Here is a 26,557-nt window from a genome sequence, read left to right on the forward strand (position 1 = left end):
AGCCCAGGGGTTCAAAACCTTCGTTATTCGCTGTGCCCGCTGATGCGTTGGCCCCAGGCGATGGCCGTGGCGGTCAACTGTTGTTCATCCATGCGGGCCAATCGCCGATCGTCGAGCAGCTGCTTGCCGGCGACCCAAAGGTGTTTCACGCAATCGCGTCCGGTGGCATATATAAGCTGTGAGACCGGATCGTAAATCGGTTGTTGCGCCAGCCCCGACAGATCGAAGGCGACGATATCCGCCGCCTTGCCGACCTCCAGCGAGCCAATCTCGCTGTCCAGGCCCATGGCTCGCGCGCCGTTGAGGGTGGCCATGCGCAGGGCACGATGGGCATCCAGTGCGGTGGCCGAACCGGCGACTGCCTTGGCCAGCATCGCTGCTGTGCGGGTTTCACCCAGCAAGTCGAGGTCGTTGTTGCTGGCGGCGCCATCCGTGCCGATCGCCACGTTCACACCAGCCTGCCACAGACGCTCCACCGGGCAAAAGCCACTGGCCAGTTTCAGGTTGGATTCCGGGCAATGGACAATGTTGGTGTTGCTTTCTACCAGCAAAGCCAGGTCATCCTCGCTGATTTGGGTCATATGAACGGCCTGGAAGCGCGGCCCCAGCAGCCCGAGGCGACCCAGGCGTGCTAATGGCCGTTCGCCAGTCTGCTCGACAGCTTGCTGCACTTCAAAGGCGGTTTCGTGAACATGCATATGGATCGCAGCGTCCAGCTCTTCGGCGATCACCCGGATTTTCTCCAGGTTGTCGTCACACACGGTATAGGGCGCGTGCGGGCCGAAGGTGATTTTGATGCGCGGGTGGTGCTTGAGGTCGCTAAAAAGCTCGACACCCTGGCGGATCGCCTCATCGGGCGTGCCGGCGCCGGGAATCGGGAAGTCCAGGATCGGGATCGCGATCTGCGCGCGCATGCCGCTGTTGTGCACGCAGTCACTGGCGACCTTGGGGTAGAAGTACATGTCGGAGAAGCAGGTGATGCCGCCTTTGAGCTGCTCGGCGATGGCCAGGTCGGTGCCGTCGCGAACGAAGGCTTCATCGACCCACTTGGCCTCGGCGGGCCAGATGTGTTTTTCCAGCCAGGTCATCAGTGGCAGGTCGTCGGCCAGGCCGCGAAACAGGCTCATCGCCGCGTGTCCGTGGGCGTTGATCAGGCCGGGGCTGAGCAGTATGCCGGGCAGTTCGCGCACTTCGTGGGCCGCCAGCTTCAAGGCTGCGGCCCTTGGCCCGATGAAGGCAATGCGCCCGTCGCGGATGCCCAGGCCGTGCTCCTTGAGCACCACGCCAGCGGGTTCGACAGGTACCAGCCAGGTTGGCAGCAACAATAAGTCGAGTGGGGCGGCAGTGGCGGTCATCGCAGGCTTCTTCCCAGGCAGCTATATAAAGAAGGGCGAAGTATACCCGAGCGTCCTGGCTGGCGGATCGCTATAATCGGCGGCTTTGTTTATGAGTGCGGAGTAAGGGATGCGCGATCGACTGTTGGCAGCGGAGAAAGTGAAGGCCATCGATTGGCGTGATGGCGCGCTGTACCTGCTCGATCAGCGTGCCTTGCCGTCCCGGGAAAGCTGGGTGGCCTGCTCTACGGTCGATGAGGTGGCAGCCGCCATTCGTTCGATGGTGGTACGCGGCGCCCCGGCCATTGGCATCAGCGCAGCGTATGGCCTGGTGCTGGCCGCCCGTGAGCGGATCGCCGAGGGCGGTGACTGGCAGGCCGCATGGGAAGAAGACTACGCACTGTTGGCCGATGCCCGACCGACTGCGTCGAACCTGTTCTGGGCGCTCAAGCGCATGCGCGACCGCCTGGATCGCGTCAAAAAGCACGCCGATCCTTTGGCGGTGCTGGAGGCCGAAGCCATCGCCATCCATGAAAGTGACCGCGAAGCCAACCTCACCATGGCCCAACTGGGTGTCGAACTGATCCGCAGGCACCAGGGCAATGCCCAGGCGATCCTCACCCACGGCAACGCTGGCGCCCTGGCGACCGGCGGTGTCGGTACGGCGCTCGGGGTGATTCGTGCGGCCTATCTGGAAGGCATGGTCGAGCAGGTCTACGCCAATGAAACCCGGCCATGGCTGCAAGGTTCGCGGCTGACCGCCTGGGAGCTGGCGGGTGAGGGCATCCCGGTGACGGTGAATGCCGATTCGGCCGGCGCGCATATCCTCAAGACCAAGGGTGTGACCTGGGTGATCGTTGGCGCCGATTGCATTGCCGCCAATGGTGACGTGATCAGCAAGATCGGCACTTACCAATTGGCGGTGTGCGCGATGCACCACGGGGTGCGTTTCATGGTGGTGGCGCCGAGTTCGACCCTGGACCTGATGATGGCCACTGGCGATGATGTTGCCTTGGAAGAGCGCGACACGGGTGAGTTGCTGGAAGTCGCCGGCCAGCGTTTCGCCGCCGATGTAAGCGCCTACAACCCGGTGTTTGACGTGACTCCTGCCGACCTGATCGACGTGATCGTGACCGAAAAAGGCGTGGTCGAACGGCCGGACACTGCCAAGCTGGCCAAGTTGATGTGCCGAAAGCGTCTGCACTAAGCCAATTTGCCTTCGAGATCGGGCTTGGATCCGGCTCTGAGCCCCTCTCGTCCCCTTCAAGCCTGTCATCCGTCAAATTACTAGCCTCCATGCGCATCAGGGGGATAGGTGCGTGGCGGCGATTGTGATAACATCCGGCGGTTTCCAGGGCTGCCCCGAGGGGTGGCCTATAACGTGCAGATCCGTGTCATAACTCGTTGATTTGTCGTAAGTCGTTGTCAGGCACTTCGTCGGCGACGGCGAGCTTCGTTCGTCCCATATGGATGTGACGAGGTTTCACCCGAAAAAGGAATCAGGCTTCTCATGGGCGAACTGGCCAAAGAAATCCTCCCGGTCAATATCGAAGACGAGCTGAAACAGTCCTACCTCGACTACGCGATGAGCGTAATTGTCGGTCGGGCACTGCCTGATGCGCGCGATGGCTTGAAGCCCGTGCACCGGCGTGTGCTGTTCGCGATGAGCGAGCTGGGTAACGACTGGAACAAGCCGTACAAGAAATCTGCCCGTGTTGTCGGTGACGTGATCGGTAAGTATCACCCCCACGGCGACACTGCGGTGTACGACACCATCGTTCGGATGGCCCAGCCGTTTTCCCTGCGCTACCTGCTGGTAGACGGCCAGGGCAACTTCGGTTCGGTGGACGGCGACAACGCCGCGGCCATGCGATACACCGAAGTACGTATGACCAAGCTGGCGCACGAGCTGCTGGCCGACCTGCATAAAGAAACCGTGGACTGGGTGCCGAACTACGACGGCACCGAAATGATCCCGGCGGTCATGCCGACCAAGATCCCCAACCTGCTGGTCAACGGTTCCAGCGGTATCGCCGTGGGCATGGCGACCAACATCCCGCCGCACAACCTCGGTGAAGTCATCGACGGTTGCCTGGCCCTCATCGACAACCCCGAGCTGACCGTCGATGAGCTGATGCAATACATCCCGGGTCCGGACTTCCCGACCGCCGCGATCATCAACGGTCGCGCCGGCATCATCGAAGCCTACCGCACCGGTCGCGGCCGCATTTACATGCGCGCCCGCTCGATCATTGAAGACATCGACAAGGTCGGTGGCCGTCAGCAGATCGTCATCACCGAGCTGCCGTACCAGCTGAACAAGGCGCGTCTGATCGAGAAGATCGCCGAGCTGGTCAAAGAGAAGAAGCTTGAAGGCATCACCGAGCTGCGCGACGAGTCCGACAAAGACGGTATGCGCGTGGTGATCGAGCTGCGTCGTGGCGAAGTGCCCGAGGTGATCCTCAACAACCTCTACGCCCAGACCCAGCTGCAAAGCGTGTTTGGTATCAACGTGGTTGCGCTGATCGACGGTCGCCCGCGCATCCTGAACCTCAAGGATCTGCTGGAAGCCTTCGTCCGTCACCGTCGCGAAGTGGTCACCCGCCGTACCGTGTTCGAACTGCGCAAGGCCCGCGAGCGCGGCCACATCCTGGAAGGCCAGGCCGTTGCGTTGTCGAATATCGACCCGGTAATCGCCCTGATCAAGGCCTCGCCAACGCCGTCGGAAGCCAAGGAAGCGCTGATCAGCACGCCTTGGGAATCCAGCGCCGTGGTGGCCATGGTTGAACGTGCCGGCGCCGATTCGTGCCGTCCAGAGACCCTGGATCCGCAATACGGCCTGCGCGAAGGCAAGTATTTCCTGTCGCCGGAACAGGCCCAGGCCATCCTGGAACTGCGCCTGCACCGTCTGACCGGCCTGGAGCACGAGAAGCTGCTGGCCGAGTACCAGGAGATCCTCAACCAGATCGGCGAGTTGATCCGCATCCTCAGCAGCGCCGTGCGCCTGATGGAAGTGATCCGCGAAGAACTGGAAGTGATCCGCGCCGAATACGGCGATGTGCGCCGCACCGAGATACTCGATGCGCGCCTCGATCTGACCCTGGGTGACATGATCCCGGAAGAAGAACGCGTGGTGACCATCTCCCACGGTGGCTATGCCAAGACCCAGCCATTGGCTGCGTACCAGGCCCAGCGTCGTGGCGGTAAGGGTAAATCGGCTACCGGTGTGAAGGATGAGGACTACATCGCTCACCTACTGGTCGCCAACAGCCACACCACGCTGTTGCTGTTCTCCAGCAAGGGCAAGGTGTACTGGCTCAAGACCTACGAAATCCCGGAAGCCTCCCGCGCTGCCCGTGGTCGTCCGCTGGTCAACCTGCTGCCGTTGGACAGTGATGAATACATCACCACCATGCTGCCGGTCGAGGAATACACCGAAGGTCACTTCATCTTCATGGCCACCGCCAAAGGCACCGTGAAGAAGACCCCGCTGGAATCCTTCAGCCGTCAGCGCAGTGTGGGCCTGATCGCCCTGGAACTGGACGAAGGCGACGTGCTGATCTCCGCGGCCATCACCGATGGCGAGCGCGAGGTCATGCTGTTCTCCGACGGCGGCAAGGTCACGCGCTTCAAGGAATCCGACGTTCGCGCCATGGGCCGTACGGCTCGCGGTGTACGCGGCATGCGCCTGCCGGAAGGCCAGAAGCTGATTTCGATGCTGATCCCGGAAGAAGGCAGCCAGATCCTCACCGCTTCCGAGCGTGGGTATGGCAAGCGTACGGCCATCAGCGAGTTCCCGGAGTACAAGCGTGGCGGCCAGGGCGTGATCGCCATGGTCAGCAACGATCGCAACGGCCGTCTGGTCGGCGCGGTGCAGGTACTCGATGGCGAGGAAATCATGTTGATTTCCGACCAGGGCACCCTGGTACGTACCCGAGTGGCTGAAGTGTCGAGCCTGGGCCGTAACACCCAGGGCGTGACCCTGATCAAGCTGGCCAAGGACGAAAAACTGGTTGGTCTGGAGCGTGTCCAGGAGCCATCGGAAGTCGAAGGCGAAGAGCTGGAAGGCGAGGAGTTTGACGGCGAGGTGATCGCAGCAGGCGATGACAACGTCGACGAGCCAACCCTCGACGCTGCCGCAGACGAAGAAGAGCCGCAGGAATAAGCGGACACACAGGGGGCGGATGAAGATTCGCCCCCTTGTTGTTTGTCCCTTCTGAAAATATTGAAACACCCGTTTATTGCACCACCCCACCAGATCAGAGTGAGATTGGATGTGAGCAAGAGAGCCTATAACTTCTGTGCCGGTCCCGCGGCGCTTCCTGAAGCAGTCCTGCAGCGTGCGCAGGGTGAACTCCTCGACTGGCATGGAAAGGGCCTCTCCGTGATGGAAATGAGCCATCGCAGCGATGAGTTCGTGTCCATCGCCACCAAGGCCGAGCAGGATCTGCGCGACTTGCTGGACATCCCCTCCAACTACAAAGTGCTGTTCCTGCAAGGCGGCGCCAGCCAGCAGTTCGCCCAGCTCCCGCTGAACTTGCTGCCGGAAGACGGGACGGCCGACTATATCGACACGGGTATTTGGGGCCAGAAGGCCATTGAAGAGGCTTCCCGTTACGGTCACGTCAATGTCGCGGGTACCGCCAAGCCGTACGACTACTTCGCCATTCCCGGTCAGAACGAGTGGAAGCTGTCGAAAGACGCTGCCTACGTGCACTACGTCGCGAACGAAACCATCGGCGGCCTGGAGTTTGACTGGGTGCCGGAAGTCGGCGACGTTCCGCTGGTGTGCGACATGTCCTCGGACATCCTCTCGCGTCCTGTCGATGTGTCCAAGTACGGCATGATCTACGCCGGCGCGCAGAAGAACATCGGCCCGAGCGGCATCCTGGTCAACATCATCCGCGAAGACCTGCTGGGGCGTGCCCGTTCGCTGTGCCCGACCATGCTCAACTACAAGGTCGCGGCCGATAACGGCTCGATGTACAACACCCCGCCGGCGTTTGCCTGGTACCTGTCCGGCCTGGTCTTCGAGTGGCTGAAAGAGCAGGGCGGTGTCGCCGCCATGGGCCAGCTCAACGAAGTGAAGAAGCGCACCCTGTACGACTTCATCGACGCCAGCGGCCTGTACAGCAACCCGATCAACCTGGCCGACCGCTCGTGGATGAACGTGCCGTTCCGTCTGGCGGACGACCGCCTGGACAAGCCGTTCCTGGCCGGTGCCGACGAGCGCGGCCTGCTGAACCTCAAGGGTCACCGTTCGGTCGGTGGCATGCGCGCCTCCATCTACAACGCTGTCGACATCCACGCGATCAACGCGCTGGTTGCCTACATGGCAGAGTTCGAAAAGGAGCATGGCTGATGTCTGAGCAAGAACTCAAGGCTCTGCGCGTGCGCATTGACAGCCTGGACGAGAAAGTCCTCGAGCTGATCAGTGAGCGCGCGCGGTGCGCGCAGGAAGTGGCGCGTGTGAAGATGGCGTCCCTGGCGGAAGGCGAAGTGCCGGTGTTCTACCGTCCCGAGCGTGAGGCCCAGGTGCTCAAGCGCGTGATGGAGCGTAACAAGGGCCCGCTGGGCAACGAAGAGATGGCGCGGTTGTTCCGCGAAATCATGTCCTCGTGCCTGGCGCTGGAGCAGCCGCTGAAAGTGGCCTACCTCGGTCCGGAGGGCACCTTCACTCAAGCGGCGGCCATGAAGCACTTCGGTCACGCGGTGATCAGCAAGCCAATGGCGGCAATCGATGAAGTATTTCGCGAAGTGGCGGCCGGTGCGGTGAATTTTGGCGTTGTGCCGGTGGAAAACTCCACCGAGGGTGCGGTCAACCACACGTTGGATAGCTTCCTCGAACATGACATGGTGATCTGCGGCGAAGTCGAACTGCGCATCCACCACCACCTGCTGGTGGGTGAAAACACCAAGACCGACAGCATCAGCCGCATCTACTCTCACGCCCAGTCCCTGGCCCAGTGCCGCAAGTGGCTGGACGCGCATTACCCGAACGTCGAGCGCGTGGCGGTCTCCAGCAACGCCGAGGCAGCCAAGCGGGTCAAGGGTGAGTGGAACTCGGCGGCGATCGCCGGTGATATGGCGGCGGGCCTGTACGGCCTGACGCGCCTGGCCGAGAAAATCGAGGACCGCCCGGACAACTCCACGCGCTTCCTGATGATCGGTAGCCAGGAAGTGCCGCCGACCGGCGACGACAAGACCTCCATCATCGTCTCCATGAGCAACAAGCCCGGCGCGCTGCATGAGCTGCTGGTGCCGTTCCATGACAACGGGATTGACCTGACGCGCATCGAGACGCGTCCTTCGCGCAGCGGTAAATGGACCTACGTGTTCTTTATCGACTTCATCGGCCACCACCGCGACCCGCTGGTCAAAGGTGTGCTGGAGAAAATCAGTCAGGAAGCCGTGGCACTCAAGGTGCTGGGCTCTTACCCGAAAGCGGTTTTGTGAGGCTTTAACATGAGTGGCAACTTCCTCGCCCTGGCTCAGCCGGGCGTGCAACAACTGTCGCCTTACGTTCCGGGCAAGCCTGTAGACGAGCTGGCGCGTGAGTTGAACCTGGATCCGGCGAATATCGTCAAGCTGGCCAGTAACGAAAACCCGCTGGGCCCGAGCCCGAAGGTGTTGGCGGCGATCCGTGAAGAACTGGCTGAACTGACCCGCTACCCCGACGGCAACGGTTTTGCCCTGAAGTCCCTGTTGGCGGAAAAGTGCCGGGTCGAGCTGAATCAGGTTACCCTGGGCAACGGCTCCAACGACATTCTCGAGCTGGTTGGCCGTGCGTACCTGGCGCCTGGCTTGAACGCGGTGTTCAGCGAGCACGCGTTTGCGGTCTATCCAATCGTGACCCAGGCGGTCGGTGCTGATGCGAAAGTGGTCCCGGCGAAAGACTGGGGCCACGACCTGCCGGCCATGCTGGCGGCCATCGATGCACAAACCCGCGTGGTCTTTATCGCCAACCCGAACAACCCGACCGGCACATGGTTCGATGCGCAGGCACTGAATGACTTCCTGCAGGATGTGCCGGAAAGTGTGCTGGTAGTGTTGGACGAGGCGTACATCGAATACGCAGAGGGTGACGACCTGCCCGACGGCCTGGATTTCCTGGCGGCGTACCCGAATCTGCTGGTTTCACGCACTTTTTCCAAGGCCTATGGCCTGGCGTCGCTGCGGGTCGGCTATGGCCTGTCCACCGCCGTAGTGGCCGATGTGCTGAACCGTGTGCGTCAGCCGTTCAACGTCAACAGCCTCGCCCTGGCGGCTGCTTGTGCGGCGGTGAAAGATGCCGAGTACCTGGAAGAAGGCCGTCGCATCAACGAAAGCGGCATGCTGCAGTTGCAGGACGGCTTCCGTGAGTTGGGCCTGGGCTGGATTCCGTCCAAGGGCAATTTCATCTGTGTTGACCTCGGCCAAGTGGCTGCGCCGGTATTCCAGGGCCTGTTGCGCGAAGGCGTAATCGTGCGTCCGACCGCCAACTACGGCATGCCGAATCACCTGCGCATCACCATCGGTCTGCCGGCTGAAAACGCACGCTTCCTGGAGGCGCTGGCCAAGGTTCTGGCCCGTGGTTGATGTCACTGCATTGCAACCTGCTGTGCCTATGATCGGTCGCCTGGTGGTGGTCGGTCTGGGGTTGATCGGTGGCTCCTTCGCCAAAGGCCTGCGTGAAAGCGGGCTGTGTGGCGAAGTGGTCGGTGTGGACCTGGACCCGCAATCGCGCAAATTAGCGGTTGAGTTGGGGGTGGTGGATCGCTGTGAGGCGGACCTGGCGCTCGCGTGCCAGGACGCTGACGTGATCCAACTGGCCGTGCCGATCCTGGCCATGGAGAAGTTGCTGGCCGTGTTGGCGGGCATGGACCTGGGCCAGGCGATCCTGACGGATGTTGGCAGTGCCAAAGGCAATGTGGTGCGCGCTGCGCAACTGGCCTTTGGTGGTATGCCGGCCCGCTTCGTGCCGGGGCATCCGATTGCCGGTTCCGAGCAGAGCGGGGTGGAGGCGTCCAACGCGCAGCTATTTCGTCGCCACAAAGTCATCCTGACCCCGCTGGAGCAAACCGATTCGGCTGCACTGGCGGTGGTGGATCGTCTGTGGCGTGAGCTGGGTGCGGATGTCGAGCATATGCAGGTCGAGCGTCACGATGAAGTGCTGGCCGCGACCAGTCATCTGCCGCATTTACTGGCATTTGGCCTGGTGGATTCCCTGGCCAAACGCAACGAAAACCTCGATATTTTCCGTTACGCCGCCGGTGGCTTCCGTGACTTCACGCGGATTGCCGGCAGCGACCCGGTGATGTGGCACGACATCTTCCTCGCCAATCGCGAAGCGGTGTTGCGCACCCTGGACACTTTTCGCAGTGACCTCGACGCTTTGCGCGACGCGGTTGATGCTGGAGATGGCCATCAATTATTGGGCGTGTTCACCCGGGCGCGGGTGGCGCGTGAGCATTTCAGCAAGATCCTGGCGCGCCGGGCCTACATGGAAACCGCTGTGAACGCTGATGAGCTGACCTTCCTCGCCGAACCGGGTGGCCGCCTGAGCGGGCGCATTCGGGTGCCGGGCGACAAGTCGATCTCCCATCGCTCGATCATGCTGGGTTCGTTGGCTGAGGGTGTGACCGAGGTCGAGGGTTTCCTGGAAGGCGAAGACGCCCTGGCGACCTTGCAGGCGTTTCGCGATATGGGCGTGGTGATCGAAGGGCCGCACCATGGGCGCGTCACCATTCATGGCGTGGGGTTGCAGGGCTTGAAGCCAGCGCCGGGGCCGATTTATCTCGGTAACTCTGGCACCTCCATGCGCCTGCTGTCCGGTTTACTGGCGGCGCAGAGCTTTGACAGTGTGTTGACTGGCGATGCGTCCCTGTCCAAGCGTCCGATGAGTCGCGTGGCCAAGCCGCTGCGGGAAATGGGCGCGGTGATCGAGACGGGGCCGCAAGGGTGTCCGCCGCTGACGATCCGTGGCGGTCAAGCGTTGAAGGGCCTGAATTACGCCATGCCGATGGCCAGTGCCCAGGTTAAATCCTGCCTATTGTTGGCTGGGTTGTACGCTGAAGGTGAAACTGCGGTGACCGAGCCTGCGCCGACCCGTGACCATACCGAGCGGATGTTGCGCGGCTTCGGTTACCCGGTGATGGTGGAGGGCGCGACGGCTTCGCTTGCGTCGGGCCATGCATTGACGGCTACCCATATAGAAGTGCCGGGGGATATTTCTTCTTCGGCGTTCTTCCTGGTGGCGGCTTCGATTGCCGAGGGGTCCGAACTGTTGCTTGAGCATGTTGGCGTTAACCCGACGCGCACCGGGGTGATCGATATCCTGCGGTTGATGGGGGCGGATATCACCCTGGAAAACCAGCGCGAAGTCGGCGGCGAACCTGTTGCAGACTTGCGAGTGCGTGCGGCGTCGTTGAAGGGGATCGATATTCCCGAGGCGCTGGTGCCGTTGGCAATTGATGAGTTTCCGGTGTTGTTTGTCGCAGCGGCCTGTGCCGAAGGGCGAACCGTGTTGCGTGGGGCTCAAGAGCTGCGTGTGAAGGAGTCTGACCGTATCCAGGTCATGGCCGATGGTCTGCTGGCACTGGGCGTGAAGTGCGAACCGACCGCCGATGGGATTATCATTGACGGTGGCCTGATGGGCGGTGGCGAAGTGCATGCCCATGGCGATCACCGAATTGCCATGGCATTCAGCGTGGCTTCCCTGCGGGCGGCGGCACCGATTCGTATCCGTGACTGCGCCAATGTAGCTACGTCTTTTCCGAATTTTCTAACACTGTGTGCCCACGTCGGCATCCGTGTTGCCCAAGAGGCTCAATTGTGAATATCAAAGCACCGGTGATTACCATCGACGGGCCAAGCGGCTCGGGCAAAGGCACGATCGCCGGCATCCTGGCCAAGCGCCTGGGCTGGTGCCTGCTGGATTCAGGCGCGCTGTACCGCCTGCTGGCATTCGCCGCACGCAACCATGGCGTCGACCTGACCAATGAAGAATCCCTGAAGCTGCTGGCTGCGCACCTTGATGTGCAGTTCGTCGGCGCGACGGAAGGTCATCCCCAGCGCATCATCCTCGAAGGGGACGATGTAACGGATGACCTGCGCAACGAACAAGTCGGCTCCTGGGCTTCCCAGGTTGCCGCGCTGCCGGCCGTGCGTGATGCGCTGCTGCAGCGTCAGCGCGCATTTCAGGAGCCGCCAGGCCTGGTGGCTGATGGCCGCGATATGGGCACCGTGGTGTTTCCCGAAGCGCCGCTGAAGATTTTCCTGACCGCCAGCGCCGAGGAGCGGGCTCGCCGCCGCTACTTGCAGTTGAAGGGCAAAGTCGATGGTGTTAGTCTGTCGAGTCTGCTAGATGAGATCCGTGCACGCGATGAGCGTGATACCCAGCGCGCAGTAGCCCCGCTCAAGCCGGCGGCTGATGCCATACAGCTGGATTCCACGGAGCTGTCCATCGACCAGGTGCTGGAACGCATCTTGAGTGAAATCGCCATTCGCGATATCGCCGGGTGATCAAGAAGGCCGCAGGGGACCAGTCATAGTCCTGCGGTGGCTTCTTTTAACTGAAACTGACCCACACCGTCTGGGGTGTGGAGATGGGCGTATTCTTCGCCCTTATCAACAGGAATTAAAATGAGCGAAAGCTTTGCGGAACTCTTTGAAGAAAGCCTAAAAACCCTGAACCTTCAGGCAGGCTCCATCATCACCGGTGTTATCGTTGATATCGATTACCAGGCTCGCTGGGTAACCGTTCACGCTGGTCTGAAGTCTGAAGCTCTGATCCCGCTGGAACAGTTCTACAACGATGCTGGTGATCTGACAATCAATGTCGGTGACGAAGTTCACGTTGCTCTGGACTCGGTTGAAGACGGTTTCGGTGAAACCAAGCTGTCCCGTGAAAAAGCCAAGCGCGCTGAATGCTGGATTGTTCTCGAAGCAGCCTTCGCAGCTGAAGAAGTGGTCAAGGGCGTTATCAACGGTAAGGTTAAAGGCGGCTTCACTGTCGACGTTAACGGCATCCGTGCGTTCCTGCCAGGTTCTTTGGTCGACGTTCGTCCTGTGCGCGACACCACGCACCTGGAAGGCAAAGAACTCGAATTCAAGGTCATCAAACTCGATCAGAAACGCAACAACGTTGTCGTTTCCCGTCGCAGCGTTCTGGAAGCAGAGAACTCCGCCGAGCGTGAAGCTCTGCTGGAATCCCTGCAGGAAGGCCAACAAGTCAAAGGTATCGTCAAAAACCTCACCGACTACGGCGCATTCGTCGATCTGGGTGGCGTGGATGGCCTGCTGCACATTACCGACATGGCTTGGAAGCGTATCAAGCATCCTTCCGAGATCGTCAACGTTGGCGACGAGATCGATGTCAAGGTTCTGAAATACGATCGCGAGCGCAACCGTGTTTCTCTGGGCCTGAAGCAACTGGGTGAAGATCCATGGGTTGCTATCAAAGCCCGTTACCCAGAAAGCACTCGTGTAACCGCGCGTGTTACCAACCTGACCGACTACGGCTGCTTCGCTGAGCTGGAAGAAGGCGTGGAAGGCCTGGTACACGTTTCCGAAATGGACTGGACCAACAAGAACATCCACCCTTCGAAAGTCGTACAAGTCGGCGACGAAGTGGAAGTTATGGTTCTGGACATCGACGAAGAGCGTCGTCGTATCTCCCTGGGCATCAAGCAGTGCAAATCTAACCCGTGGGAAGATTTCTCTGGCCAGTTCAACAAGGGCGATAAAATCTCCGGCACCATCAAGTCGATCACCGATTTCGGTATCTTCATTGGTCTGGACGGCGGCATCGACGGCCTGGTTCACCTGTCCGACATCTCCTGGAACGAAGTGGGCGAAGAAGCTGTTCGTCGTTTCAAGAAGGGCGACGAGCTGGACACCGTTATCCTGTCGGTTGACCCAGAGCGCGAGCGCATCTCCCTGGGTATCAAGCAGCTGGAAAGCGACCCGTTCTCTGAATACGTTCAGGACAACGACAAAGGCGCAATCGTCAAAGGCACTGTGAAAGAAGTTGACGCTAAAGGCGCCATCATCACTCTGGCCGACGATATCGAAGCAACGCTGAAAGCCTCCGAAATCAGCCGTGACCGCGTTGAAGACGCGCGCAACGTTCTGAAAGAAGGCCAGGAAGTAGAAGCCAAGATCATCAGTGTTGACCGCAAGAGCCGCGTAATCCAACTCTCCATCAAGTCGAAAGACGAAGTTGAAGAGAAAGAAGCAATCCAGAGCCTGAAATCGGCTCCGGAAGCTGCAACTGGCGAGACCACCATGGCCTCCCTGCTGCGCGAAGCAATGGCTAAGCAGAACTAAGTTCTGTAAAGCTGTAAAAAAGGGCGACCTCGGTCGCCCTTTTTTGTGCTTGTTGAATCAGTAGCTAAGAACCAAGGCGTATAGCTCAAGGTCAGAACTGACTATAGTCTTTGGGAGATCGTTCCCACGTTGCTGATTTAGTAAGGATTTGAATGAACAAGCTTTTTCTAATGCTCGCATTGGCGATACTTGCAGGGTGCGCTGCCAGCGCCAAAACGCACGCGCGGCATGGCGTCAGTGGCGTCCAAATAGACTGCTCGGGGCTAGGCTCGAGCTGGGAGAAGTGCGAGAAGCGTGCGGATCGTGAGTGCAGGATGCAAGGCTACAAAGTGGTGACAAAGTCCAGTGATGCCAACGAAGAGGAGGGTGGCTACCTGTTTGGTTGGAATCCGGCGGGTGCGGTGACCAGGACGATGTTGGTAATTTGTAATTAAGTGAGACTTTAATGCTTAGTCAATGGCGGTGATTGGAGAGTGGAAAGGAATACTAATCGCTCTCGGGAGGCACCAGACTTAGTGATAAGGTGTACTGGGTAGCGGGGTTGAGTGTTAGGTGAGCTGGTATGCAAAAGATTGTGATAATAGGTTCTTCGGGCCATGCCAAGGTCATTTTGGACATAGTTGAAAAGCAGGCGCTGTATTTGGTGGTGGGGCTGATTGATTCCTTCAAGGGCGTGGGTGAAGAGAGTCTTGGCTATCCTGTTATCGGGTGTGAATCAGACCTTCCAAGGCTTCTGGTTGAGCACTCCGTTGAGGGAGCCATTATTGCTATTGGTGACAATAACGTTCGTGAAAAGGTATATAAATCTCTCTCGGAGTTGTGCCCGAAATTACCCTTTGTTTGTGCTATTCATCCAAACGCCAGTATTGGCAAAGGCGTGATCATTGGGGCTGGAACCGTCGTTATGGCGGGTGCGGTGGTGAATCCCTGCTGTGAGGTGGGACGGTTTTGTATTATTAACACCAAGGCCTCACTGGATCACGACTCGGTGATGGAGGATTTTTCCAGCTTGGCTCCAGCCGTAACAACAGGGGGGAACTGCCGAATAGGAAGTCACTCAGCTATTGGCATCGGTGCGAATTTGCGCCACGGGATCACTGTGGGTGAGCACGCAGTGGTCGGCGGTAACTCGATGGTTTTGAGCGACATTGACCCTTTTGCGGTTGCCTATGGGGTACCGGCAAAAAAAATCAGGTCAAGGCAGAAGGCCGACAAGTATCTTTGAAGAGGTTTTGATTCAACTGCTCGCGCGTCGTGGGGCTTGAAGGCAGGCTTGTGAAAGATTAGTGAGTTTTTGGGCTGTTCAAAATCTGCGGGTCATGCTAAAACCTTCAAAGCGCTTTTCCTAGCTGCTTGAAAAAGAAGGGAAAAATATGACGAAGTCGGAGTTGATCGAACGAATTGTCACCCATCAAGGGCTGCTTTCATCCAAGGATGTAGAGCTGGCTATCAAGACTATGCTTGAACAAATGTCTCAGTGTTTGGCTACTGGGGATCGGATTGAGATTCGCGGGTTTGGTAGCTTTTCGCTGCATTATCGGGCACCCCGTGTGGGGCGTAATCCCAAGACAGGTCAGTCCGTTAGTCTCGATGGCAAGTTTGTGCCTCACTTCAAGCCTGGCAAGGAGCTGCGGGATCGAGTCAATGAGGATGAGGAGCCGATTTAATAGAGCTGGATGAGGAGTAATCGTGTGCGTTTAGTTAGGAACTTATCTCTGCTACTGGTCGTTTTGGCAGTGCTGGTGGTTACCCTGTTATTCTCACTTGAGAATCAGCAGCCTGTTTCTTTAACGTTTACAGGGTGGTCTGCGCCTTCATTGCCCGTATCATTTTATGTTATGGCGGCCTTCTTACTGGGGCTGCTGTTAGGGCCTTTGTGGGGTGTTATGATTGTTCGTCGTAATAATAAACGCCCGCGCAAGTAGTTCGCCTACTTGCACAGGCTGACTTTAGAATTGACGTTGTCTAACCGCGCAGTTCCATTGCTGCAATCATGATTGCGTTTACGCGATGGACATCATACTTCTGTTCCGCCAATTCACGGCTCGCTCTACCCATTCGTTCGCGCAATTCTCTTGAGCTTGCCAGCCGTCCCATTGCTTTGGCAAGATCGGCTGAGTCGCGAGGTTTAACGAGATAGCCGTTTTCACCCTCTATTACAGTTTCACGGCATCCAGGTGCATCAGTAGTGACAATCGCTCGAGCACAGGACATAGCCTCCAATACCGAGCGTGGTGTCCCCTCACGGTAGGATGGCAGTACAAACACGCTGCAGGCGGCAATATGGGGCTTCACGTCACTGACAGCGCCGTGGTATTGAATAAGGCCCTCTTTCTCCCAAGATGAAATCATCTTTTCGCTTATACCGGATGGATTTGAGTCCATCGGCCCGACCAAATGAAAAGTAGCATGTGGATAGATAGGTTTGAGCAACCGTGCTGCTTCTGCGTACTCGACCACCCCCTTATCCCGTAGTACCCGGCCTACAAACAGAAAGCTTGGTTGCTCCGGCAGTGGTGCTACCGGAAAGCTGTCAGTATCCACTCCCGAACCATTAACAACCAAAGTCGGAACATTTTCGCGGGATAGTCCTCGGTCCTTGAACAGTTTTTGGTCATCCGGATTTTGGAAGAACAAACCTGTCGCAAAGCGCAATCCAAATTTATACAGGCCAGAGGCGACCCGTTTGACAAGGTTGCGACTGAAGCTTGCTTCGGCATCGGTGAATGCGTATCCCAGACCTGTAATCAGTGCATAACGGCGCTTTATGCCTGCCAAGCGAGCCGCAGGCAGGCCGTAAACCACTGGTTTGATTGTATAGGCCAGCACCACATCAGGCTTTATCTTGCGCAGGCATTGGCTGAGTTGCAGCAAGTAGCGCAAGTCGGCAAAGGGATTCAGACCCGCACGGGCCATCGGTACGACGTGGTACTCCACCCCTTTGTCGGCAAGCCGTTTGCGTACGGAGTCATCGTTTTCCGGTGCGATGGCGGCAACTTCATGACCGTTCGCTCGCATCGCGCTCAGAAGATCACCGCGAAACCGGATCAGTGATTCGGCAAACCCGGCGATTACGACAATTTTAGACATGCTTACCTACGTGCGCCGTGTAATAGGTGGCAGAGTCCTGTAGGCCAGCGGCAATACGATGAGTCGGCGCATAACCTAACAGGTTTTGGGCTTTGCTGATGTCTGCCTGGGAATGGCGTACGTCGGCCGCTCTGAAATCACAGTAGACAGGTGTCGCACTGCTGAGTGCTGGTTGGACAGCGCCAGCGAGTCCCCGGATATGGACGAACAGGTCATTCAGTGTTGTCCGGTCGCCCACGGCAACGTTGAAAACCTGATTAACAGCGTCGGTATTTTGCGTCGTAGCCGCGAGCAAATTGGCCTGGACGGTATTGGCGATGTAGCAAAAGTCACGGCTGGTTTCGCCGTCACCATTGATGTGAATAGACTCACCGCGCAGTAACGCTCCAAACCATTTCGGGATCACGGCTGCGTATGCGCCGTCAGGGTCCTGTCTAGGGCCAAATACGTTGAAGTACCGTAGACCTATAGTTTGCAGTCCATAGCAGCGTGCAAATACATCCGCATACAGCTCGTTGACGTATTTGGTGACAGCGTAAGGAGAGAGTGGACGACCAATATGCTCCTCGACCTTGGGCAGGGCAGGGTGGTCGCCATAAGTTGAGCTCGATGCGGCATATACGAAACGCTTTACCTTGGCGTCTCGGCTTGCTACCAGCATGTTCAGGAACCCGTCAACGTTGGTGCCATTGGTTCGAATGGGGTCTTCAAGTGAGCGAGGCACGCTGCCTAATGCCGCTTGGTGAAGGACGAAGTCGGCACCGTGTTCCAGGGCTTGCTGGCAGTCTTCCAGCTTGCGTATATCGCCTTCTACAAACGTAAATCTCGCCCATGCAGAGTCGGAAACCGCGCCTTGAACCAAATCGAGATTACGTTGATGGCCCGTTTCGAAGTTGTCCAGGCCGATTACGCGCTGATTCAGTTTGAGGAGGGTTTCCAGCAAGTTTGAGCCGATGAAGCCCGCGACGCCGGTGATAAGCCAACTGCGTGGCGAAGCTGCCAATTCCTGGCGCAGTGTCTCGTATGCATTCATGTCATTCTCCATTACAGGCGCCAGAAGCGTGCACCGGCGCTCTCCAGGGCGGGGCCGTCGCAAACGCCTTTCACATCAATGACGACAGGCGCGTTGTGCATCAGCTTCAAGTAGTCTTCAGATGCCCATTTGGCATATGCGTCATGCGCAACAGCAACCACGACGGCCGCGGCTGGCTTGAGTTCGTTGAGGGGAAGCAGCGTGACACCATATTCATGCAGCGCTTCTACTGAGTCGGCCTGAGGATCGAAGACTTGTACCTTGACGTCGAACTCTTCCAGTTCACGAATGATGTCGATGACCCGAGAGTTACGTAGATCAGGGCAATTTTCTTTGAAGGTCAGGCCAAGTACTGTGACGACGGCGCCTGCAATTGGATGACCAGCATGAATCATCTGCTTGATGGCTTGTTGTGCAATAAAGGCGCCCATACTATCGTTGATACGACGGCCCGCTAGAATAACTTGTGGAATGTAGCCAAGTTTTTCAGCCTTGTGCGTCAAGTAGTAAGGGTCGACGCCGATGCAGTGACCGCCGACCAGGCCTGGCTTGAATTTCAGGAAGTTCCACTTGGTACCGGCGGCTTCCAGGACGTCCAGAGTATCGATACCCATGCGGTCGAAAATCAATGCCAGCTCGTTCATCAGTGCGATATTAAGGTCGCGCTGAGTGTTTTCGATCACTTTGGCTGCTTCGGCCACTTTGATAGAGGCCGCTTTGTAAACGCCGGCGGTCACTACAGAGCTGTATACGTCAGCGACAATTTCGAGGGTGGCAGCGTCTTGTCCGGATACCACTTTTTTAATCTTGGTGAATGTGTGCTCTTTATCGCCCGGATTGATTCGTTCTGGGCTGTAGCCCACGGTGAAATCGGTACCGCACTTCAAGCCTGATATGCGCTCAAGAATTGGCACGCAGATATCTTCGGTCACACCTGGGTAGACGGTAGATTCATAGACGACGATGTCACCCTGCTTAAGTGCTTTGCCTACGCTTTCCGAGGCTTTCACTACCGGCGTCAAGTCCGGCTGATGAGCGTCGTCTATCGGTGTGGGTACGGCAACGATATGGAAATCCGCTTTGGCGAGAACACCTGGCTTGCTGGTGAATTCGATTTGCGCCTCACCCAATTCGTTGTGGCTCACTTCATTGGTACGATCATTTCCGGCGCGAAGCTCTTCCAGCCGACTTTCGTTGATATCGAAACCGATTACCGGGCCGTGTTTGCCGAACGCTACGGCCACAGGCAGGCCTACATAGCCCAGTCCGACCACTGATACCTTTCTCGGATACATGGGGTTTCCTTTAATAGATGAAATCTGTTTTCAGATAGCTCGTTTTTGATCGAGCCACGCCTGGAACATGAGCACCGGCCACAGCTGGTGCTGGTAGTTTCCTTGGCCTCGTAAGTGTTTTTCCCACACGGCTTGGATCATTCCCGGTACAAAATAGCCTTCACTGGCCAGCCTTTGCGGATCCAGCAAAGCGTCAGCCCATTCGCGCAAGGGGCCTCGAAGCCATTCGTGCAGTGGAATACCAAAGCCCATTTTCGGACGTTCAATCATTTCTCGCGGCACATAGCGATAAAGTAACTGGCGCAATATCCATTTGGTGCTGCCATTACGGATTTTCAGTGACAGCGGCAGCGACGAAGCAAATTCGACGATCCGATGATCCAGAAAGGGCACGCGCGTTTCCAGACTTACCGCCATCGCGGCTCGGTCCACCTTGGTAAGAATGTCATCTGGCAGATAAGTCATCGTGTCCTGGCGCATCATCCAGGATGCAAAGTCGCTGTCTCCGACAGGCGCCGGGCCGCGAAGCTGGGAGGCGCCTATCACGGCTTCAGATGCATTTTGCCATTGCGATACGACTCGGTCATACATTTGGCTGGGCGAGTCATGCCGCATGACACTGGCCAGCTTGTGAAGCTTGTCTCCGGGTAGCCTTACACGCAGGCGGGCCGGAGTGAATGGGCTTAATGCGGTGGCAATGGAGTTCCAGCGATCCGGAGAAGTGGACTCTATCATTCGGGCTGCCAGCCTGCGTGCGGGGCCCGGGACGCGGCCCAGTTTTTTCCACACGCCAGGTAAGTATTGGTAGCGATTGTACCCGCCGAACAATTCGTCGCCCGCATCGCCGGACAGGCTGACCGTGACATGGTTGCGTGCCAATTGAGAAACCAGGTAAGTCGGAATCTGCGACGAATCGGCAAAAGGTTCGCTGTAAATCTCAGGCAGCTTTGATATGACGGCCAGTGCGTCTGCTCCGGACACGTAGAGTTCAGTGTGGTCGGTGCCCAGGTGGCGAGCGACTGCTTTCGCGTGCTCAGCTTCGTTGTATCCCGGGTTATCGAAACCGATCGTGTAGGTCTTGATCTGCTGGGAGGACAGCGACTGCATCAGGCTGACAATCAGGGTTGAATCGATGCCGCCAGACAAGAACGCCCCCAGCGGGACATCGGCAACCATCTGGTCACGTATTGTTGCACCCATCAATTCTTGAAGTTGGTCCACTGCTTCTGTATCGGAAAGAGAAAAACCGCCTTGGGTTTGCGCGCTCGGGAGTTCCCAATAGGCTTGTGGTGTGCCGACGTTGCCATTTTCAAGGTCAATTGACTTGAGCTCCAGGTAAGTCCCGGCGGGTAGTTTGAAAATCCCTTCGTAAATGGAGTGTGGTGCAGGCACATATGCATATTTAAGGAGTAGCGCGAGGCTGTCGCGTGAAACAACCGCGCTAAAGTTCGGATGCGCTTCAAGCGCCTGTAGTTCCGAGCCGAAGAGCAGCGCGCCTTGGCTCAGCCCGTAATAGAGAGGTTTTTCACCGATGCGATCGCGCGCCAGTGTGAGGGTTTCTTGGGTCTGGTCCCATACTGCTATCGAGAACATGCCAACCAGTTTGCGCAGGGAGGCCTGAATGCCCCATTGCTCGAATGCCGCCAATATGACTTCGGTGTCTGAGTGGCCACGCCAAGACACAGGTGTCGAGCGTGCGGTATCAATTTCTCGACGCAGTGCCTCGAAGTTGTAGATCTCACCGTTGAAAATAATAACGTAGCGCCCTTGTGGCGACTCCATTGGCTGATGCCCGGCCGATGTGGGGTCGACAATCGCAAGGCGGCGATGCCCCAAGAACAAGCCGGCGTTATTGTCCCAAGCTCCGGCGTCATCGGGGCCGCGGCGAAGAATGGCGTTGGTCATGCGGGTCAGGGCTGATGAGCCGTCATACCTGCCTTGGCTATTAGGGTGCCAGAACCCTGCGATACCGCACATGGAGCAATCTCGTTGTAATCAAATGGGTTGATTTTTCTCGCGCAGCGTCGTGAAGCAGCCGTTCTTGACAGCCATCGCGCAAATGATCATGTAGAGGCTGAATGTCGGTTGCCGGAGCATGAAGTGGGCCCCCGAAAAAATCATTAAAACAATCAGTATGACGAGCGAGTAAGGATCCCTGGCTTGGTACGCCCTGATAATCAGCCACAGGTACAGCGCGCCGAACAGCAGTGCACCCACAAGTCCGGTCTGGGTCAGTATGTCGAGAGCCAGGTTGTGTGCCTCTTGCTTGACTTGCGAGTCATCCAGATAAGAGTAAGCACCTGGGCCGTTCCCTATAATGGGTGATTCGAGCCAAGCGACTGTGGCATTGCTGCGTAAGGTCTTGCGTACATCGGCCTTGTTTTTGTCAAAGCCGACACCCAATACGGAGTCCGACTTCGCGGTGCCCGACAAGTATTCCCGGCCGGGTCCATCGGCCATGAATTTGAATGTACCGAATGCCAGGAAAAAAGCTGCAACCAGCGCTGCGAACATCTTCCACTTGAAGGGTTTCTGCCAGGCGTAAGCGATGAGTGTGAGGGTAAGCAAGCCCACGCACCAGGAGATTAACAGTGCGTCGCTGCGTACGCTTATTCCAAAGAGAAAAATGACCCACAGAAGCAGGAAGTTACCAAGCAGGCTTGCGCCTCTCCAGTCAGCCTCACGGTTGATCGCCATGAGCCAGATAGGAAGCGGCAGCAGAAACATTGCGAGTTGATTGGGGTTTACGGACCATCCGGAAAGACGTGGTACGGAGTAGAAGACGATCTCGAGGGTTTCTGCGAGGTTGCCAGCTTGAGTTACAAAACAAAAGAACGGAAAAGCGAGTAATGCGATCGGTACTATGATCAGGGCCTTGATGAACCGGTTGAGGTCCGACTGCGAAGCTTGTCCGATACAGGCCAGCGCAACGAGTGAGCAGCAAGCCGCATACACATACGCGATGGCTGTATGGATAGAGCTACCGCCTTTAAGGGGGCTAATCCATGCCGCTAACCCAGCGATCAGGATGAAGGCAATCCAGAAGAGCATAATTGGGTGCGTGAGATACTGCAGTGCTTGTCTGTAACGCAGCGCCCACAAAAATAACAGCGCTACGGCGATCTCGCCAACGCCAAAGGGTAGGTTTGCGAAGCGCAGCGCCGTAGCCACAGAGGCAAAGACTATAAGTGCTGCGCCGACGGATATGAGATTCAACTTGAGCATTTTTACTGCCTCGGGTCACGCAAACGCCTTGCCAAAAAAGCGAGGCTGCTCATGAAAATAGCCAGTAGGACTAGTGAGGTGGTTACGCCTGCCATGCTATCGGTGGAGGTGGTGATTAAAACTGCCGCGCCTACTCCTGACCATGGCAATAATCCGATAAGTGATTTTCGAAGTGGGGACGACAATAGTATCCCGTTGCGAATGTCGACAAAAAACACGGCTAGCAGTTGAGATGTGAACCATGCCCACCCTATTTCTCTCGCGTTATTTGTATCAAGCGCGAGCAGTGTAGCGGCACCAGCGCCTAGCGAAACCAGGTTAATGAGTAATGCCGTGCCTGCATCCTTCTGTGCTTGTAGAAACTCATAACCGAGCCGGACATGGCCGGACATGCAAATTCCGGCAAGCAGCCCTGCAGCAAACGGTGCAGTCGCATTCAAGGCCGGTAACCACTGGCTCAGCAGCGGGTAGAGGGCAAGCCCGGCGGCCGTGAGGGCACCGTAAATCAGTGCACTTGTCAGGTTCAGGCTGGAAATCTTTTTGCTGAGCCATGCTCTTTTTTCGTTATCGGCCAGCCATTCGCAAATTTTCGGGTATACCAACACGGGATAGAGTGTGGCAACGAACCAGATCTTGTTCAGTACATCGTAAACGGACCTGTACTTGCCCAGCGTTTCGGCTCCATAGGCGTGGCTGATATAGATAGAAATGAACTCGGTCGCGAGCACCTGCAAAAGCGCCACTCCGATGATGGGTGCTGCGTGACGATAAAGCATAGCCACAAGGGGCCATTCGACTGGCGTGCGTTGCTCCGACATTTGATTGCGCCAGAACAACCATAGGATCAAGTAGTCAGGCATTTTCCTCAAAACAACGGCGGCAAGCACCCATTCGATCTGTTGGGTGGTTGCAGCGACAGCAGCTACTGTGACAAAGCGACTCAGTTGGATGCACAGTTGGTATTGTGCGTAAGCAAAATGCCGGGCTTGCAACACATTCAGCATTTGGAAGTACTGGCCAGGCAGGGCAAGTACGTATTCAGCGACTGCCGCGACACCAATCCAGTACGCTAAGTTGAGGTGATCGGTCTGCAGCGGAAACAGGATGGAGGTGCCCTTGGCTATCAAAGGTAGTGCCAGCAATAGTAGGGCACCTGCCGCAATATAGCCGACCCTGCAAGCGCTGACGAACTGGGCACGTTGATCTTGCCCGCCAGAATAGATAGCGGCAACAGCGGATTTAGAGAGTGCTGAATCTAGAAACAGCAGTGTGCTGGAGAGGATGATGTAAACCGAATAAAAACCGTAGCCTTGAAAGCCAATATAATGAACAAGGATCGGAATGATCAGGATATTAAGTAAAAAGTTCAGGCCATTGGCTGAGTACAGTGCGAGGGATTTCTTTAGCAAGCTATTCAATTCGGACCCCCTGTACCGTATACGGAATGTTCTCAACGTACCGGTTTGCATAGGGCAATGGTCTGGATCGAGAAGCGTGTCTTGGTCTGTGGTGCACCGAAAAATCTTTTTCTCAGTTACCTGCCCGTACCGAATGCAGGCCTAGGCTACGGCGCACTTGGATGGACGTGCTGTTAAATCAGACTGATCCGCAGAGGGGAGAATGATACTGGATGGAGCGTTTCTGGCAAGTAAAACGAGTTGATTGCATACTTACAGGCATAGTATGTATGTTTAGGAACTCCATTCATTGCCTGGTTGGAAAAATTATGATTGTCAAGGTTTCGTCTCCTTTGTGAGTCTATTTTCAGATTCTTCTGTCTGAGCGGCGCCTGGAGGGGTGGTATAACTACGTCCGTACTTGGCAAACGCTCTGCTTGAGGTCGCATTGGTAAAATGAAAATTTCGGGATCGAATCTAATTTTATCCTTGCAGGCCCCATGAGCTGGACTTTTTCTTCGGGATGATGTTGTCTTCCGGGGACTCTGTGCCTTTAGCACGCGGTGTCGCCGTCTACAGTCGTCAGTAGTTCATTAATGCGCAGGCCTTGATACCTAGCAGTCGTCCCTGGCGCAGGTCCCAAAGCGGCAATGAGTTCACGCGTTTTATAGTCAACATTTAGGTCAGCAAATGTTTAAACGATTCTTCGACATCATGGCTTCTTTGTGCGCTCTCATTCTCCTCGCCCCGGTCATTGCCGTAGTCGCTTGGAACATTCGGAAAAAACTTGGCTCGCCGGTTCTGTTTAGACAAATCCGCCCGGGCCTGGCCGGCAAGCCTTTTGAGATGATCAAATTTCGAACGATGCGTGACGCGCTCGATGGTGAGGGGAATCCTTTGGCTGACTCGGAGCGAATGACAGCGTTCGGCAGCTTCCTTCGGGCGAGCAGCCTGGATGAGCTTCCGGAGCTATGGAATGTGCTTAAGGGGGATATGAGTCTGGTAGGGCCGCGGCCATTACTGATGGAATATCTCCCACTTTACAGCGCAGAACAAAACCGTCGCCATCATACTCGCCCAGGGGTGACTGGCTGGGCGCAGGTTAATGGGCGAAATGCGCTCAGTTGGGATGAGAAATTCAAGCTGGACGTCTGGTATGTCGACAACCGTTCTTTTCGTCTGGACCTGAAGATTATTCTCATGACGATAAAGAAAGTGGTCGTCAAAGAGGGCATCAGCGCGGAGGGGGAGGCCACAATGTCTAAATTTACCGGAAATAACAGCTGAGGAGAGCGTTATCAGCGGGTGTATTCACTGAAGAGATTGATTTCAGCACTGACTTCGGTCTCGTCGCGGGGTAGCTGCGATTAGCTGTATCTGTAGCGTGTTCGCAGGTGAGCTGCCGGGAAGCAGTGACATCTCTGCACACATTTATTTTTATAAAATTTTTAAACTGGTAGGGTCTGGACTGTGTTGAACTCCCCTTTTTCTCCTTGGCCTTCTTTTTCCGAAGAAGAGGCCGACGCGGTACGCGACGTCATTTTGTCCAACAAAGTCAATTATTGGACCGGGCAAGAGTGTCGCGAATTCGAGAAAGAGTTTGCTGCCTGGATCGGCACTCAACACGCTATCGCGGTGGCGAACGGAACCGTAGCTCTGGACCTGGCTTTCAAGGCATTGAGGATCGGCGCGGGGGATGAAGTCATCGTGACTCCTCGCACGTTCCTTGCCTCGGTGTCCAGTATTATCAATGCCGGTGCTGTCCCCGTGTTTGCAGACGTAGACCCCGATTCGCAGAACATCTCAGCTCAAACGATTGCCGCAGTATTAACGCCGCGCACCCGAGCGATTGTCTGTGTCCATCTTGCAGGACTGGCCTGTGATATGGATCCAATCATGGCTTTGGCGCAGGAGCATGATCTCAAGGTGATCGAAGATTGTGCCCAGGCCCATGGTGCGCAGTACAAGGGCCGCTCGGTCGGTTCCATTGGTCATATAGGAGCATGGTCCTTTTGTCAGGACAAGATCATGACCACCGGGGGCGAAGGTGGAATGATAACGACCAATGACCGCAATTTGTGGTTGGATATGTGGGCCTATAAAGATCATGGCAAAAGCTGGGAGGCCGTCTATGAACGCCAGCATGCCCCCGGTTTTCGCTGGGTGCACGATAGCTTCGGGACAAACTGGCGCATGTTGGAAGTCCAAGGCGTACTGGGCCGTATCCAATTACGGCGTATGCCGGGCTGGCATGAAGCTCGATTGAGCAATGCTCATAGAATCTGGTCTGCGGCTGAGCGGATCAGGGGGTTGAGAGTTCCAGGGATCACGCAGGCATACGTGCATGCGGCTTATAAATGCTACGTATTTGTCGAGCCTCAATTGCTCAAGCCCGATTGGACGCGTGATCGTATTCTTAACGAGATTGTTGCTCGTGGAGTTCCTTGTTTTTCAGGTTCCTGTTCCGAGGTCTATCTGGAAAAGGCTTTCGATGGTACGCCATGGCGCCCTTCGGAGCGTCTGCCGATGGCAAAACAGTTGGGAGATACGAGTTTGATGTTCATGGTGCATCCGACGCTCACAGCCCAGGAGATCGACAAGACCTGCCACGTATTGACCGAAGTCATGCTTGAGGCACAAGGTGTTTGATTTGTTGAAGACCGTGCGGGAGATCGCTGGTCAGTCCGTTTCTTGAATGGTCTGCCCGGCATGTATGTACTCTGGGGCTATGTAGTTTGCTGAGCCCCCTCAAAGCGGATCAACTCTTGGATAATACGAATTCCCCCGGCGTTTCATCTAAACCTGAGAGTAACTCAAGTGAATTCATATGGCCGCTACTGGTCAGTGCCATGAAAAATTTGCGTTTAATGCTCA

Annotated in this window: 21 protein-coding genes; 14 read left to right on the plus strand and 7 right to left on the minus strand. The window is 56.7% G+C overall.

Going from position 1 to position 26,557, the window contains the following annotated elements; translation table 11 throughout:
- Positions 1 to 23 precede the first annotated feature (23 nt).
- Entirely contained in the window at positions 24 to 1,355 is a 1,332-nt protein-coding gene (locus LVW35_RS07940; RefSeq protein ID WP_233894655.1) for a TRZ/ATZ family hydrolase, read from the minus strand.
- Positions 1,356 to 1,464: 109 nt separating this feature from the next.
- Here LVW35_RS07940 and mtnA point away from each other — a divergent pair, with 109 nt between their 5' ends.
- The 12 genes from mtnA to LVW35_RS08000 all read left to right on the plus strand — a co-directional run bounded on the left by mtnA (position 1,465) and on the right by LVW35_RS08000 (position 15,568).
- Entirely contained in the window at positions 1,465 to 2,541 is a 1,077-nt protein-coding gene (mtnA, locus tag LVW35_RS07945) for an S-methyl-5-thioribose-1-phosphate isomerase (RefSeq protein WP_233894657.1), read from the plus strand.
- A gap of 303 nt (positions 2,542 to 2,844) precedes the next feature.
- A complete protein-coding gene (gene gyrA / locus LVW35_RS07950; RefSeq protein ID WP_028619469.1) occupies positions 2,845 to 5,499 on the plus strand; it encodes a DNA gyrase subunit A in 2,655 nt (884 codons plus the stop codon).
- A gap of 111 nt (positions 5,500 to 5,610) precedes the next feature.
- Positions 5,611 to 6,696, plus strand: a complete 1,086-nt coding sequence (gene serC, locus LVW35_RS07955) for a 3-phosphoserine/phosphohydroxythreonine transaminase (RefSeq protein ID WP_233894659.1) — start codon at positions 5,611 to 5,613, stop codon at positions 6,694 to 6,696.
- On the plus strand, positions 6,696 to 7,790 hold the full coding sequence (gene pheA, locus LVW35_RS07960; protein WP_003172650.1) for a prephenate dehydratase: 1,095 nt from the start codon (positions 6,696 to 6,698) through the stop codon (positions 7,788 to 7,790). Before serC ends, pheA begins: the two co-directional genes overlap by 1 nt.
- 9 nt (positions 7,791 to 7,799) lie before the next feature.
- Complete coding sequence (hisC, locus tag LVW35_RS07965; protein WP_233894661.1) at positions 7,800 to 8,912, plus strand: histidinol-phosphate transaminase; 1,113 nt, start codon at positions 7,800 to 7,802, stop codon at positions 8,910 to 8,912.
- Between the two features lie 28 nt (positions 8,913 to 8,940).
- Positions 8,941 to 11,151, plus strand: coding sequence for a bifunctional prephenate dehydrogenase/3-phosphoshikimate 1-carboxyvinyltransferase (locus tag LVW35_RS07970; protein ID WP_233896428.1), 2,211 nt, complete (start codon positions 8,941 to 8,943; stop codon positions 11,149 to 11,151).
- On the plus strand, positions 11,148 to 11,837 hold the full coding sequence (cmk, locus tag LVW35_RS07975; RefSeq protein ID WP_233894662.1) for a (d)CMP kinase: 690 nt from the start codon (positions 11,148 to 11,150) through the stop codon (positions 11,835 to 11,837). The genes LVW35_RS07970 and cmk overlap by 4 nt, the downstream gene beginning before the upstream one ends.
- Positions 11,838 to 11,957: 120 nt before the next feature.
- Positions 11,958 to 13,643: a 30S ribosomal protein S1 gene (gene rpsA / locus LVW35_RS07980; protein ID WP_233894663.1), complete on the plus strand. Its 1,686-nt coding sequence runs from the start codon at positions 11,958 to 11,960 to the stop codon at positions 13,641 to 13,643.
- A 152-nt stretch (positions 13,644 to 13,795) separates the two neighbouring features.
- Positions 13,796 to 14,077 (plus strand): hypothetical protein, encoded by a 282-nt coding sequence (locus LVW35_RS07985; protein ID WP_233894664.1) that lies wholly within the window; start codon positions 13,796 to 13,798, stop codon positions 14,075 to 14,077.
- 128 nt (positions 14,078 to 14,205) lie between these two features.
- On the plus strand, positions 14,206 to 14,868 hold the full coding sequence (locus tag LVW35_RS07990; protein WP_233894665.1) for an acetyltransferase: 663 nt from the start codon (positions 14,206 to 14,208) through the stop codon (positions 14,866 to 14,868).
- A 148-nt stretch (positions 14,869 to 15,016) separates the two neighbouring features.
- Positions 15,017 to 15,310: an integration host factor subunit beta gene (ihfB, locus tag LVW35_RS07995; RefSeq protein ID WP_115486009.1), complete on the plus strand. Its 294-nt coding sequence runs from the start codon at positions 15,017 to 15,019 to the stop codon at positions 15,308 to 15,310.
- A 9-nt stretch (positions 15,311 to 15,319) separates the two neighbouring features.
- On the plus strand, positions 15,320 to 15,568 hold the full coding sequence (locus tag LVW35_RS08000; RefSeq protein WP_233894666.1) for a lipopolysaccharide assembly protein LapA domain-containing protein: 249 nt from the start codon (positions 15,320 to 15,322) through the stop codon (positions 15,566 to 15,568).
- 40 nt (positions 15,569 to 15,608) lie between these two features.
- Here LVW35_RS08000 and LVW35_RS08005 read toward each other — a convergent pair whose 3' ends face one another.
- The 6 genes from LVW35_RS08005 to LVW35_RS08030 are packed head-to-tail and all read right to left on the minus strand — an operon-like array spanning position 15,609 to position 23,704.
- Positions 15,609 to 16,733 (minus strand): glycosyltransferase family 4 protein, encoded by a 1,125-nt coding sequence (locus tag LVW35_RS08005; protein ID WP_233894668.1) that lies wholly within the window; start codon positions 16,731 to 16,733, stop codon positions 15,609 to 15,611.
- Positions 16,726 to 17,766 carry an NAD-dependent epimerase/dehydratase family protein gene (locus LVW35_RS08010; protein WP_233894670.1) on the minus strand — a complete coding sequence of 347 codons (1,041 nt, stop codon included), beginning with the start codon at positions 17,764 to 17,766 and terminating at the stop codon, positions 16,726 to 16,728. The genes LVW35_RS08005 and LVW35_RS08010 overlap by 8 nt, the downstream gene beginning before the upstream one ends.
- Before the next feature lie 11 nt (positions 17,767 to 17,777).
- Positions 17,778 to 19,061 carry a nucleotide sugar dehydrogenase gene (locus tag LVW35_RS08015; RefSeq protein WP_233894672.1) on the minus strand — a complete coding sequence of 428 codons (1,284 nt, stop codon included), beginning with the start codon at positions 19,059 to 19,061 and terminating at the stop codon, positions 17,778 to 17,780.
- 30 nt (positions 19,062 to 19,091) lie between these two features.
- Positions 19,092 to 21,038 carry an asparagine synthase (glutamine-hydrolyzing) gene (gene asnB, locus LVW35_RS08020; protein WP_233894674.1) on the minus strand — a complete coding sequence of 649 codons (1,947 nt, stop codon included), beginning with the start codon at positions 21,036 to 21,038 and terminating at the stop codon, positions 19,092 to 19,094.
- Between the two features lie 18 nt (positions 21,039 to 21,056).
- On the minus strand, positions 21,057 to 22,286 hold the full coding sequence (locus tag LVW35_RS08025; RefSeq protein ID WP_233894676.1) for an O-antigen ligase family protein: 1,230 nt from the start codon (positions 22,284 to 22,286) through the stop codon (positions 21,057 to 21,059).
- A gap of 2 nt (positions 22,287 to 22,288) precedes the next feature.
- Positions 22,289 to 23,704 (minus strand): oligosaccharide flippase family protein, encoded by a 1,416-nt coding sequence (locus LVW35_RS08030; RefSeq protein WP_233894678.1) that lies wholly within the window; start codon positions 23,702 to 23,704, stop codon positions 22,289 to 22,291.
- A gap of 669 nt (positions 23,705 to 24,373) precedes the next feature.
- Here LVW35_RS08030 and LVW35_RS08035 point away from each other — a divergent pair.
- Together LVW35_RS08035 and LVW35_RS08040 are read left to right on the plus strand one after the other, a co-directional pair.
- Complete coding sequence (locus tag LVW35_RS08035; RefSeq protein WP_233894680.1) at positions 24,374 to 24,970, plus strand: sugar transferase; 597 nt, start codon at positions 24,374 to 24,376, stop codon at positions 24,968 to 24,970.
- Between the two features lie 183 nt (positions 24,971 to 25,153).
- Positions 25,154 to 26,332: a DegT/DnrJ/EryC1/StrS family aminotransferase gene (locus LVW35_RS08040; RefSeq protein WP_233894682.1), complete on the plus strand. Its 1,179-nt coding sequence runs from the start codon at positions 25,154 to 25,156 to the stop codon at positions 26,330 to 26,332.
- Positions 26,333 to 26,557: the final 225 nt, after the last annotated feature.

This window comes from Pseudomonas sp. HN11 (assembly GCF_021390155.1).
Taxonomy (GTDB): domain Bacteria; phylum Pseudomonadota; class Gammaproteobacteria; order Pseudomonadales; family Pseudomonadaceae; genus Aquipseudomonas.

Excerpts from the sequence above, each read along its gene's own strand:
- LVW35_RS07940 (WP_233894655.1), bottom strand. The coding sequence starts at position 1,355 with ATGACCGCCACTGCCGCCCCACTCGACTTATTGTTGCTGCCAACCTGG.
- mtnA (WP_233894657.1), top strand. The coding sequence starts at position 1,465 with ATGCGCGATCGACTGTTGGCAGCGGAGAAAGTGAAGGCCATCGATTGG.
- gyrA (WP_028619469.1), top strand. The coding sequence starts at position 2,845 with ATGGGCGAACTGGCCAAAGAAATCCTCCCGGTCAATATCGAAGACGAG.
- pheA (WP_003172650.1), top strand. The coding sequence starts at position 6,696 with ATGTCTGAGCAAGAACTCAAGGCTCTGCGCGTGCGCATTGACAGCCTG.
- hisC (WP_233894661.1), top strand. The coding sequence starts at position 7,800 with ATGAGTGGCAACTTCCTCGCCCTGGCTCAGCCGGGCGTGCAACAACTG.
- LVW35_RS07970 (WP_233896428.1), top strand. The coding sequence starts at position 8,941 with ATGATCGGTCGCCTGGTGGTGGTCGGTCTGGGGTTGATCGGTGGCTCC.
- rpsA (WP_233894663.1), top strand. The coding sequence starts at position 11,958 with ATGAGCGAAAGCTTTGCGGAACTCTTTGAAGAAAGCCTAAAAACCCTG.
- LVW35_RS07985 (WP_233894664.1), top strand. The coding sequence starts at position 13,796 with ATGAACAAGCTTTTTCTAATGCTCGCATTGGCGATACTTGCAGGGTGC.
- LVW35_RS07990 (WP_233894665.1), top strand. The coding sequence starts at position 14,206 with ATGCAAAAGATTGTGATAATAGGTTCTTCGGGCCATGCCAAGGTCATT.
- ihfB (WP_115486009.1), top strand. The coding sequence starts at position 15,017 with ATGACGAAGTCGGAGTTGATCGAACGAATTGTCACCCATCAAGGGCTG.
- LVW35_RS08000 (WP_233894666.1), top strand. The coding sequence starts at position 15,320 with ATGAGGAGTAATCGTGTGCGTTTAGTTAGGAACTTATCTCTGCTACTG.
- LVW35_RS08005 (WP_233894668.1), bottom strand. The coding sequence starts at position 16,733 with ATGTCTAAAATTGTCGTAATCGCCGGGTTTGCCGAATCACTGATCCGG.
- LVW35_RS08010 (WP_233894670.1), bottom strand. The coding sequence starts at position 17,766 with ATGAATGCATACGAGACACTGCGCCAGGAATTGGCAGCTTCGCCACGC.
- LVW35_RS08015 (WP_233894672.1), bottom strand. The coding sequence starts at position 19,061 with ATGTATCCGAGAAAGGTATCAGTGGTCGGACTGGGCTATGTAGGCCTG.
- asnB (WP_233894674.1), bottom strand. The coding sequence starts at position 21,038 with ATGTGCGGTATCGCAGGGTTCTGGCACCCTAATAGCCAAGGCAGGTAT.
- LVW35_RS08025 (WP_233894676.1), bottom strand. The coding sequence starts at position 22,286 with ATGCTCAAGTTGAATCTCATATCCGTCGGCGCAGCACTTATAGTCTTT.
- LVW35_RS08035 (WP_233894680.1), top strand. The coding sequence starts at position 24,374 with ATGTTTAAACGATTCTTCGACATCATGGCTTCTTTGTGCGCTCTCATT.